This is a genomic window from Actinomadura physcomitrii, assembly GCF_008923205.2.
GTDB lineage: Bacteria > Actinomycetota > Actinomycetes > Streptosporangiales > Streptosporangiaceae > Spirillospora > Spirillospora physcomitrii.
Genome location: NZ_WBMS02000010.1, coordinates 1 through 10890 on the forward strand (window position 1 = coordinate 1; position 10890 = coordinate 10890).

Annotated in this window: 11 protein-coding genes; 9 read left to right on the forward strand and 2 right to left on the reverse strand. The window is 67.3% G+C overall.

What is annotated here, in order from left to right; translation table 11 throughout:
* Positions 1 to 263: 263 nt before the first annotated feature.
* Positions 264 to 1406 (reverse strand): thiolase family protein, encoded by a 1143-nt coding sequence (locus F8568_RS14490; protein WP_151594067.1) that lies wholly within the window; start codon positions 1404 to 1406, stop codon positions 264 to 266.
* Positions 1403 to 1747 (reverse strand): hypothetical protein, encoded by a 345-nt coding sequence (locus tag F8568_RS14495; RefSeq protein ID WP_236008755.1) that lies wholly within the window; start codon positions 1745 to 1747, stop codon positions 1403 to 1405. Before F8568_RS14495 ends, F8568_RS14490 begins: the two co-directional genes overlap by 4 nt.
* A gap of 244 nt (positions 1748 to 1991) precedes the next feature.
* Between F8568_RS14495 and F8568_RS14500 the strand changes: the two genes are divergently transcribed.
* From F8568_RS14500 to F8568_RS14540, 9 genes are all read left to right on the forward strand, one after another.
* Positions 1992 to 2843 (forward strand): TetR family transcriptional regulator, encoded by an 852-nt coding sequence (locus tag F8568_RS14500; RefSeq protein WP_202124959.1) that lies wholly within the window; start codon positions 1992 to 1994, stop codon positions 2841 to 2843.
* Positions 2844 to 2853: 10 nt separating this feature from the next.
* Positions 2854 to 4395 carry a class I adenylate-forming enzyme family protein gene (locus tag F8568_RS14505; RefSeq protein WP_151594069.1) on the forward strand — a complete coding sequence of 514 codons (1542 nt, stop codon included), beginning with the start codon at positions 2854 to 2856 and terminating at the stop codon, positions 4393 to 4395.
* Positions 4396 to 4490: 95 nt separating this feature from the next.
* On the forward strand, positions 4491 to 5309 hold the full coding sequence (locus F8568_RS14510) for a crotonase/enoyl-CoA hydratase family protein (RefSeq protein ID WP_328600878.1): 819 nt from the start codon (positions 4491 to 4493) through the stop codon (positions 5307 to 5309).
* A gap of 1 nt (position 5310) precedes the next feature.
* On the forward strand, positions 5311 to 6234 hold the full coding sequence (locus F8568_RS14515; RefSeq protein WP_151594071.1) for an SDR family NAD(P)-dependent oxidoreductase: 924 nt from the start codon (positions 5311 to 5313) through the stop codon (positions 6232 to 6234).
* A gap of 15 nt (positions 6235 to 6249) precedes the next feature.
* Positions 6250 to 6705, forward strand: coding sequence for a nuclear transport factor 2 family protein (locus F8568_RS14520; protein ID WP_151594072.1), 456 nt, complete (start codon positions 6250 to 6252; stop codon positions 6703 to 6705).
* A 429-nt stretch (positions 6706 to 7134) separates the two neighbouring features.
* Positions 7135 to 9408 (forward strand): sensor histidine kinase, encoded by a 2274-nt coding sequence (locus tag F8568_RS14525; protein WP_160573620.1) that lies wholly within the window; start codon positions 7135 to 7137, stop codon positions 9406 to 9408.
* Positions 9405 to 9836 (forward strand): roadblock/LC7 domain-containing protein, encoded by a 432-nt coding sequence (locus tag F8568_RS14530; protein WP_151594074.1) that lies wholly within the window; start codon positions 9405 to 9407, stop codon positions 9834 to 9836. Before F8568_RS14525 ends, F8568_RS14530 begins: the two co-directional genes overlap by 4 nt.
* Positions 9837 to 9839: 3 nt before the next feature.
* Positions 9840 to 10214 (forward strand): DUF742 domain-containing protein, encoded by a 375-nt coding sequence (locus tag F8568_RS14535; protein WP_151594075.1) that lies wholly within the window; start codon positions 9840 to 9842, stop codon positions 10212 to 10214.
* Positions 10195 to 10830, forward strand: coding sequence for a GTP-binding protein (locus F8568_RS14540; RefSeq protein ID WP_151594076.1), 636 nt, complete (start codon positions 10195 to 10197; stop codon positions 10828 to 10830). Before F8568_RS14535 ends, F8568_RS14540 begins: the two co-directional genes overlap by 20 nt.
* The last annotated feature ends 60 nt before the right edge of the window (positions 10831 to 10890 follow it).

The following is a 10890-nucleotide window of genomic DNA, read 5'->3' on the forward strand; positions in this document are numbered from 1 at the left end:
CCGTCGCCAGCCCGAACGTCTCCCCCGCCGCGTACCAGCCGGCGATGTCATCCAGCACGTCGCGCATGCGCCCGTCCCCTTCCGGTGTCGGCGATCAGCCGCGCCAGCCCCTCCAGGGCGGCGAGGCCGCTCGCTTCGATCGCGCACGTTCGATCAGCCCCACGCACGGTGGCTCTGTCCGCACGACCGCCGGGAAACGAGACGGAGCGGAGGTGCCTTCTCGCTGCTACAGCGATCAGGCATGGCCATCGGGGTCTGCGCCGTCATTCTTTGCGGAGGATGTGCACCACACAGACCGCTCCGACGCCGACCATGTGGGCGAGCGCGGTGCGGGCCCGAGGGTGCTGGCGTTCTTTGGCTTCGCCGCGGAGTTGGGTGGTGATCTCCACTATCTGGCCGACGCCGGTGGGGCCGATGGGATGCCCCATCGCCAGCAGGCCTCCGGAGGCACTGACGGCTACGCGGCCGCCGATGTCGAATTCACCGGCTTGGAGAAGGGGTGCGGCCTGTCCGGGCTTGCACAGGCCCATGGCTTCGATGTACAGCAGTTCTTCGACGGTGAAGGCGTCGTGGAGTTCGACGACGTCCAGGTCGGCCGCCGTAACGGACGCCTCGTCGAGGGCTTGGGCGGTCGTTTCACGGGTGAGGGCGGCGTCGAAGTTCTCGCCATCGTAGACGGCTTCTGAGCGCGCGACCGACGATAGGACGGTCACCGACCGGTCGCTGTCGAGGCCGAGGCGGTTGATGGCCTCGTCGGAGGCGACGATGACGGCGGCGGCGCCTTCGCCGACCGGGCAGCACTGCAGCCGGGTGAGTGCGCCACTGATGTGGGGTGGGGCGAGGACTTCCCTGAGGGTGCGGGGCTTGCGGCGTTGAGCGTTCGGATTCAGGGCACCGTTGCGGCTGTTCTTGACCGCGACGGCCGCGATCTGCTCGGGCGTGGTGCCGTGATCGTGCATGTAGCGGGATGCCAGCAGCGCGAAGTGGGTGAAGGGAACGACGCGGCCGTCGGCCAGGTCACGCAGGCCGGCGGCCCGCTGTGGCATGGTCACGTTCAGCGGCTTGTCGACGCCGACGGCGATCGCCACGTCCACCAGGCCGGCGGCGACCTCGATGCACGCCTGGCGGAACGCGCTGGAACCGGAGGCCGAGGCGTTCTCGACCTGGGTCATCGGGATGCCGGTGGCGCCGAGGTGCCGGTACATCAGGCGTGACATGCCCATGCTGGTGGTGGCAGTGCCGGTGTACGCGGCCTGGATCTGCTTCCATTCGAGTCCGGCGTCGGCGAGTGCGGCGCGGATGGCGTGCACGCCGAGCCGGGTGTAAGGGGTGTCGCTGGGCCGCTGGTAGGGGTGAAGGCCGACGCCGACGACGCGGACTCGCCGCAGTTGGCCGAGGGTGCTCATGAGTTGCCTCCGTTCCGGGCGGCTTCGTCGGCGGTCTCGGTGGCCGGGGGCGCCGTGGTGAAGGCGGGCTCGACGATCTCGTTGCCGTCATCGCCGGTCCCGGTCACGATCCAGATGGCCGAGACACTGTCGGTGATCTGCGGATCTTCTTCGTCGCGGGCGAGCGTCGCGCGGATCAGCGGGCCGGCGTCGAGTTGGATCTCGGCGATCGTGAAAGGCGCCGGGGGCCGGCCGTGGTGCAGGTGGACCTGCGCCAGAGCGTGGATGGTGCCGCGAGCGGCGAGCGGCGTCGGGCGCAGTTGCGCTTCAGAGGCCCCGCATGCCTCGCAACCGATCGCCATCGGGGGGAAGTACACCCGTCCGCACCGCATGCATGTGGTACCCGACAGGGTCGGAGGGTCGGCCTCCACGTCGTAGAGACCGGGGTGAGCGGCTATTCGCATGTCAGCGCCTCCGTATTAATTACTTGTTAACTGGCCATCAAGTTAGTACCGTACCGGCATGTCGTCCAGTAAGCGATCTCGGCCTGGCGCCCCTGCTGCGCCGTCCGCGGCATCCGCGTCTTCTGCGGCCTCTGAGGATCCGGTGGCCGAGCCGGGCCACGATGAACGTCAGGGACCTGCACGGCGCCGAAGCCAGGAGGAACGGCGGGCGCAGGCCGAGCGGGCGCTGTTGGAGGCCGCCGCCAAGCTGTTCGCGCGCCGGGGTGTGGAGCAGACCTCGATGGCCGACATCGGGGAGGAGGCCGGATACAGCCGCGGTCTGGCCAACCACCACTTCGGGTCCAGGGCTGAGCTGGTGAACCGGTTGGCCCGCCGGGCGCAGTCGGATTTCGTGATGGGCCTGAGCTCTTTCGGCGGGCGGGAGCTGCAGGAACTGGCCGCGGCAGTCGGTATCGGCTGGGGAATCGATGGCGAGGCCGGTGGCGTCGGCGACCTGGCCGATGAGGAGCTGCGGTTCATCGCGAACCTGGTCGAGGGGCTGGCTTCCCGGGCTCACACCGAGCTGCTCAGGAGTCTTGGGGATTCCGCCGGCCCGGAGCTGCGCGCCCTGGCGGTGATGGTGGACGCCTATCTGGCCACCGTTGCCTGCTGCACGGACACCACACGGGCCTTCTATGTCATGTGGGGCGCTTCCTTCCCCGAGGAAACGCCGTTGAGATTGGTCTTCGCAGCGGATGACGCCCGCTTCCGTACCGGCGTCGAAGCGGTAGTGCGGCTCGGCCAGCGCAACCACACGATCAACGCGGCGGTTGATCCGAGAGGTGTCGCAGCCGCTGTGGTCGGCATGCTGCGCGGTATCTCTGCCCAGTTCACGGTGGATCCCGAGGGGGTCGATCTGGACGCGGCGCGCAGTGCGTGCACGCAGTTCCTAAGGCACACCCTCGCGCCCGCCCCGGAGACACGACCGGAGCAGAACAAGCCCCGGCCAGCCTGAGGAGGAGTCGGTGACCGAACCCGAACATGGAACACCGGAGTACTGGGCGAAGGCACGGCCGGATGCAGCGGCGGTGATCTGCGGCGATCAGGTGCTGACCTACGGCGAGTGGAACGAGAAGGCCGACCGGGTCGCCGAGGGCTTGGCCGCTCTCGGGCTCGAGCCGGGCGACCGGCTCGGGATGCGATTCCGCCTAGGTATCGAGTGGTTCGTCATCCAGCGGGCGCTACAGAAACTCGGCGTCGCGCAAGTCGCGGTGAACTGGAAACTGACCGCGGACGAGGCGGCCTACATCGTCGAGGACAGCCAGGCCAAGGGGCTGGCGTGCAACGACACCGACGCCTCGGCGTGGGCCCGCCATGACCTGGGCGTCCTGGTCACCGTCGGGCAGCCGGCCGGCGGGGTGGGCGTCCGCTATGAGGACCTGCTGGACACCCCGGTGTCCACGCCCCGGTTCGGTCCCCTCATGCCCGCTCTGGTGCTCTACACCTCCGGCACGACGGGCGCGCCCCGCGGGGTGCCTCCGGTGGATCGTTCGAAAGTCAAGGATCTGGACCGGATGCTGCGCTACGGCGCCTCGCTCGGCAGCGTCCCGCCCTACCCCGACCAGCCGGTCACGTTGCTGACCTTGCCGACCCATCATGGTGCGGGGCCGGGCGTGGCGACCGCGGCCTGCGCCAGAGGCGGCACCGTGGTCCTGCTGGATCCCTACGACGCCCAAAAGGCACTCGAGCTGATCGACAAGCACAAGGTGCAGGTGTGGACGGCGGTCCCGACCATGCTGCTGCGCATCCAGAACCTGCCAGCGCAGATCCTCGACCGCTACGACCTGTCCTCGATCACCGCGGTGAGCACCGGCGCGGCCCCGGTACCGCAATCGTTGAAGGAATGGCTCGTGGAGCGCTTGGGCGAAGGCGTGCTGTGGGAGGCCTACGGCGCCAGCGAAGCCGGGATGATCTCCTACACCGCGCCCGAATACCAGCTGTCCAAGCCGGGCACCAGCGGCATCCCTTACGACGGCGTCCAGATCGCGATCGTCGATGAGTCCTGGAACAGGCTGCCCGCAGGCCGGACCGGAGAGATCGCGGTCAACACCCCCGTCGTGCTGTCCGGCTATCTGGGCCGCGACGAACTCGGCGAGGACACCATCAAGGATGGTTTCTACCGCACCGGCGACGTGGGACACCTGGACGAAGACGGGTTCCTGTACATCACCGACCGCATCAAGGACATGATCGTCGCGGGCGGCGTCAACATCTATCCCGCCGAGATCGAAAAGGCACTGGTGCAGCATCCCGCCGTCATCGATGCCGCCGTGATCGGCATCCCGCAGGACGACTTCGGCGAACAGCCCATGGCCTTCATCGTCGCCGCCCCCGACGCCGCCCCCACCGAAGCGGACCTGCTGGCGTTCTTGGAAGGCCGGCTGGCCCCCTACAAGCGCCCTCGCCGGTTCGAATTCGTCGACGAACTGCCCGTCAACGCCACGGGGAAGGTGCTGAAGAACGAACTGCGCGCCCCCTACTGGAAAGACCGCGAACGCCGTGTCTGATGACGCGGCCGCACATCCCGCCGCGGTGACCTTCCTGGCCTCCGGGGCCGGCAGTCGGATCACCGGGCGGACCCATCACGTCAACGGAGGCTTCAGTGTCACCCAGTGACCACCCCACCGGCGCGGAGCCGGCCCAGCCCAGCGGCTCCGACGCGATCCTCACCGAGAAGCACGGCGACCACGTGCTGATCATCAAGATGCACCGGCCCCACCGCCGCAACGCGTTCGACGGCGCCACCGCCCGCGCGCTCGAGGCGGTGATCGACGACTACGAGGAAGACGACCGGCTCCGTTGCGCGATCATCACCGGCTCCGACGAACGTGCGTTCTCAGCCGGCCAGGACCTCATCGCCGCGGCCCAAGGCGACATGGGCGGCACCGACCGCCGCGGCGGGTTCGGGATCATGGGCCGGCCGCCGATCAAGCCGATCATCGCCGCGGTCGAAGGCCACGCCCTGGCCGGCGGGCTCGAACTGTGCCTGGCGTGCGATCTGATCGTCGCCTCGCGCACCGCGACCATGGGCATCCCCGAGGCCGCCAAGTCGCTGGTGGCCATCGGCGGCGGATGCTTCCGGCTCCCCAAACGCATCCCCTACCACCTGGCCATGGAACTGGCCATCACCGGCAAGGCCTGGCCCGCCACGCGGATGGCCGAACTCGGCCTGGTCAACAAACTCACCGAACCCGGGAAGGCACTGGCCGGCGCGCTGGAACTCGCCGAAGAGGTGCTGGCCGCCGGCCCCCTGGCGGTCAAGGCCAGCAAGCAGATCGTCCAGCACGCCTACGACTGGGACGACGCCGAGGCATGGAACCTCCAGCAGCAGTTCGCCGCCCCGGTCATGGCCTCCGACGACCTGAAGGAAGGACTGCGGGCCTTCGCCGAAAAGCGCCCCGCGGTCTGGAAAGGACGCTGAAATGCTCATCGAGCCCACACTCCGCTCCGAACTGCTCGCCGGACAGGTCGCCATAGTCACCGGCGGCGCCCGCGGAATCGGCGGCGCCACCGCCACGACCCTGGCGGCGAACGGCGCCCGCGTCGTCATCGCCGAAGTCGACCAGGCCAAAGCCGACGAAACCGTCAAGACCCTCAACGACGCCTTCGGAGCCGACACCGCCACCGCGTTCATCGCCGACCTGGCCGCCCCGGACGCCTGCAACGACCTGGTCGCCCACACCCTGCGCACCTACAGCGGCCTGGACATCGTGGTCAACAACGCCGGCTACGCCTGGGACAGCCGCATCCACAACATGACCGACGAACAGTTCCAGGCGATGCTCGACATCCACCTGGTCGTCCCCTTCCGGCTCGCCCGGGCCTGCGCGCCGGTCTTCCGTGCGGCCGCCAAGGCCGACGACGAAACCGGAAAGACCCGGCACCGCAAGACCGTCATGGTGTCGTCGATGGCCGGAGTCTGGGGATTGGACGGCGCGGGCAACTATGCCGCCGCCAAAGCCGGGATGCTGGGCCTGATGCGCACCCTGGCCCAGGAATGGGGCTCCCTGCGCGTCAACGTCAACGCCGTCGCGTTCGGCATCATCCAGACCCGCTTCGGCCTGCCCCAGTCCGACCACGAGGTCATCCAGACCGGTGGCCGCACCATCCATGTCGGCATGCCCGCCAAACAAGCCCAGCGCCTGGGCATCCAGATCGACCAGGACCGCATCGTCACCGACCAGGAAATGTACGCCGCCAAGCAGCTGCCCGGCATTCCCCTCGGCCGCACCGGAACCATCCGCGATGCCGCCGACGCCATCTTCTACCTCTGCTCACCTCTGTCCGACTACACGACGGGCCAGGTCTTCCCCGTCAACGGCGGCGCCCGCGGCGGGATGAGCTGAGGAGGCTGCGACGGCATGGCTGAAGAACCGATGCATTCGCTCGCCCGCCGCTTCGTCGACGCCTGGAACAGTCGCGACACCGCCGGACTCGATGCGCTCTTCCACCCCGACTTCCGCTGGCACATCGCTGTCACCGACCACGGCGACCCGGAGATGCGACCTCTCAACTCGCGGTTGCTGCACGGCATGAACCTGCCGTGGGGGAAGGCCATCTACAACAAGAAGGAGACAATCGACATCTTCTCCGGCATTTTTGCCGCAAGTGAGCAGTTCAGCCTCGATCTGCGCACCGTGATCGCCTCCGGCGACCGCGCCGCCCTCGAACTGGTCGGCGACGCGGTCAACCCTGCCAACGGTCGCCGTTACGACAATCTCTACTGCTATGTACTCCACGAACGGGACGGCCAACTCGTCCTGCTCCGCGAGTACCAGGACACGCTGCTGCTCTTCGACGTGTGGGTCGCGCAGTGACCGACACGGAGAACAGTTATGGGCGCACATAGGCAGGGCACGTCCGAGCAGCCTTTTCAGCCTGGTGTCTATGACCTCCCGGCGAGGGAGGCCGCGATGCGTCTTGACCTTAGCGAACCTTTTTGGCTTGTGTTGTACGGAGTCGGCTCGAGACTTTTCTACGCCTTCGCCACATGGTCTACCACTTCCAGGTTGGTAGTGTCCTCCGACGATCTCACCGAACTCACGATGCGAATGCGGAAGGCAGAGGTGAGAGATGAAGAATCCCGGGTCCAGTATGTGAGATCCTAAAGCCCATAAGTCGACGGATGCGCGGAGCCGTGTATGACTGTCCCTCAAGCAAGCAGCACCACCTCCCATAAGCGCGTTCGGCGGCAGCCGATCCGGCGGAGGATCGGGCTCTTACTCGTCCTGCCTCTCGCCTCCCTGGTGGGCCTATGGGCTTTTGCCGCCAGCCTTTCCCTCGGCACGGCGCTCGATAAGCTCGCGTTCACCGAGGGAGCCAACGATGTCGCCCGGCCGATTGTGCTGGCCGGGGTGTCCATCCAGCAGGAACGGACCGCCGCGGCGATCGTCTTGGGCTCGAGCGGCAAGCGGGGCGTCCAGCAACTGACGGCCGCCGAGGCCGCCACGGACGGCGCGATAAACACATTCCGATCAAAGTCCCTTCCGGCAGCAAAGAATGCACTCCCCAAGACGGCCCAGCGGCTGCTGAGTGACCTGGAACGGCAGCTTCAAGGCATCCGCGAACTGCGATCAGCAATCCGATCCGGCAGCATTACCCCGGTCGATGCACTGAGCCGGTACAACAGCCTTTTCGACAGCACAAACAAGGTGCTTATCAGCAATATCGCCGCCATAAACGATGCCGGGGTCTATCGGACCACGATCGCAGTGGTGAACACCAACTGGTCGCGGGATTACATGCTGCGCGAAGACGCCCTGCTGTCGGCCATGCCGCTGCGTAATGGGCGGATGCCCGCCGCCGAGTACGCCGCCTTCGCTCAGGCCGCCGGGAATCGCAAACTGGCGACCGATGTCACGCTCGCCAGCCCGAGCGCGGAAGTCGGCCGAGCGCTGCGGCCCCTCGTCCGATCCCCGCAATACGCCCGCTATCAGCAGTTGGAAGACAACATCGCCGCCTCGAACCATGCGCTGCCGACCGACTCCCTGCGCGAATGGCGATCGCTGGTTCCGGCGATCTCAGGAGCGTGGTGGAAGGCCGAGCTCGCCACGGCCGAAGCGCTCACCGACCAGACCGAGGCGGCCGGCCGCAAGGTGGTGCTGCAACTCATCCTGATCGCGGGCGTCGGCCTCGTGGTCGTCGTGATCACGATCCTTCTTTCGGTACGGTTCGCACGCGCCCTCTCAGGAGAACTGCGTGGCCTGCAGCGCACCGCGCAGCACTTGGCGGAGGAACATCTGCCCGCTGTCATCGCGCGTCTGCGCAAGGGCGAGGAGGTGAGCACGCCCACTGTCGTCTCACGTTTCGGTTCGAGCAGAACCCGAGAGGTGGCACAGGTCGCGGACGCCTTCACCAAGGTGCAGCGCACGGCTGTCGAAGCGGCGATCGGCGAAGCCGGTCTTCGTAAGGGGATCAGCCGCGTGTTCATCAACCTGGCCTGGCGAAGCCAGTCACTGCTGCACCGCCAGCTCAGCATGCTCGACTCGATGGAACGGCGGACCTCTGATCCCAAAGAACTGGAGGACCTGTTCCGCCTGGACCACTTGACCACCCGGATGCGGCGCCACGCCGAAGGGCTGGTCATCCTGTCCGGCTCGGAGATCATCCGCGGCTGGGACAATCCGGTGCCGGTGGACGATCTGCTGCGCGCCGCGCTGGCCGAGGTGGAGAACTATCCGCGTGTGGAGGTCGAGACCGACTGCACCGCGTCGGTGAGTGGAGCCGTAGTAGCCGACGTTGTCCACCTGCTGGCCGAGCTGATCGAGAACGCCACGATGTTCTCTCCCCCTCACACCGAGGTGTCCGTCCGGGCGGAGCTGGTGGCGAACGGGCTGGCCGTCGAGGTGGTGGACCGCGGGGTCGGTCTGGACGCCGACGAGCTTGCCGCCATCAACCGGCGCCTGGCTCAGCCACCGGAATTCGACCTGGCCGACAGCGACCGCCTCGGGCTTTTCGTCGTCGCCCGCTTGGCGGCCCGCCACGGCATCCGGGTCATCCTGCAGCCCTCGGCCTACGCCGGCGTCACAGCGGTCGTGCTGCTGCCCATGTCGCTGCTGATGCTGGACGGTCCGCCTCCCTCCCCTTCGAAAGCGACGAGCGTCCCGCGCCGACTCGCCTCGTACCTCCCTGACAATGTTCCGGCCGGCGAGATCACCACGAACGGGCGGCACATGGCGGCGCCGAGGTCGACACCGACCTGGGAGGAGGACCAGCCTTTCGAGCCATCCCCGAATGTCACGGCTCCTGCGCCCGAGGACCCCGAGACAGATGGCCTGCCCCGCCGGACCCGGCAGCGGCATCTGGCCCCTGAGCTACGGGCGACGGCCCCCGCGAACCGCGGCGGGCACGCCATGGAGGAGGGCCTCGACGAGCACCGCCCCGAGGACAGCCGGGACTTGCTCTCCTCGCTGCAAGCCGGCTGGACGGCTGGTCGCGCCGCTGACGACGGCGAGGACATCGCCCCCCGGCCGCATCTTCCACATCCCTCCGACGATCGACTCCCCCAGGCGGAACCATGACCCATCTGACCACGTCGGGCGATCCGAGCTGGCTCCTGGACGATCTGGTCGACCGCGTCCCCCAGATCAAGCAGGCCGTCCTACTCTCCAAAGACGGCCTGGTGATGGGTGCCTCCAGAGCCGTCAGCCGTACCGACGCCGAACACATCGCGGCGATTTCCGCGGGCGTCCAAAGCCTGGCCAACGGTGCCCGTGAGCACTTCGGCAAGAAGGAAATGCGACAGACCATCGTCGAGATGGACGACGCCTTATTCTTCATCTGCGCCGCCGGTAGCGGCAGCTGCCTGGCCGTGCTGAGCGACGCTCATGGCAACGTCGGCCTGGTCGGGTACGAGATGGCCATGCTCACCAAACGGCTGCGCAAGCGCCTCGCGGCAGGCCCGCGCGCGGACGCGGCAGAGGTCCCGGGCACTACAGGCGCGAGATGAGCCATGGAATCGCCAAGGGAACGCCGCATAGGTTCCGAAGCGGGACCGTTCGTTCGGCCCTATGCGCTGACCGGCGGGCGAACCCGTCCACAAGGGATCCGGCTCGACCTGGTCACCGTCCTGGCCGCAACCGGTGCAGCCGCTGACGAACGGGCTCGCATGTCCCGCGACCAACGGCGGCTGCTCGACCTGTGCCGGACACCCAGCACTCTCGCCGATCTCACATCGGAGATGGATCTCCCACTAGGCGTAGTGCAAGTGCTTCTGGCCGACCTCCATCGTCAAGGACTGATCGCGGAACGGCCGGGAGCTCCCCTGGCAGCACGACCGGACCCACTCATCCTCAAGAGAGTTCTCGATGACCTCCGCGCCCTCTGACTCCGTTTTCACCGCCTCGGACACGCGTGCCAAGGATGAACAAGGCACGCCCTTCTCCGAGCAGAGCGGTGGGCCCATTGCACTCAAGATTCTCATCGCAGGTGGTTTCGGAGTGGGGAAGACCACGCTCGTCGGCGCGATCAGTGAGGTTCGTCCTCTTCGCACGGAAGAACAGTTGACCGACGCCGGCGCCGGCGTGGACGACCTCAGCGGTATCGAGCGCAAGGCCACCACCACCGTCGCCATGGATTTCGGCCGCATCACCTTTCCGGACGGCATCACCCTCTACCTGTTCGGTACACCCGGCCAGGAACGCTTCTGGTTCATGTGGCGTGACATGGTTTACGGCGCCATCGGGGCGGTGGTGCTCGCCGATACCCGCCGGCTCGCCGACAGTTTCTCCGCCATCGATTTCTTCGAACAGCGCAATACCCCGTTCATCATCGCGGTCAACTGCTTCGACGGCACCAGGCGCTACCCCATCGATAAGATCCGGACGGCCCTCGACTTGGACGAGCAGGTCCCGATCATGCTCTGCGACGTCCGGCGGCGAGAATCGGTAAAGCAGGTGCTCACCACGCTGGTCCAGCACGCCTTCAACGAAGACACACGCTGACCCGCTGTGTTCGGCAGGCGTTCGCGGCCGCCCACCATGCGACCAAGCCATCAAGTCAGG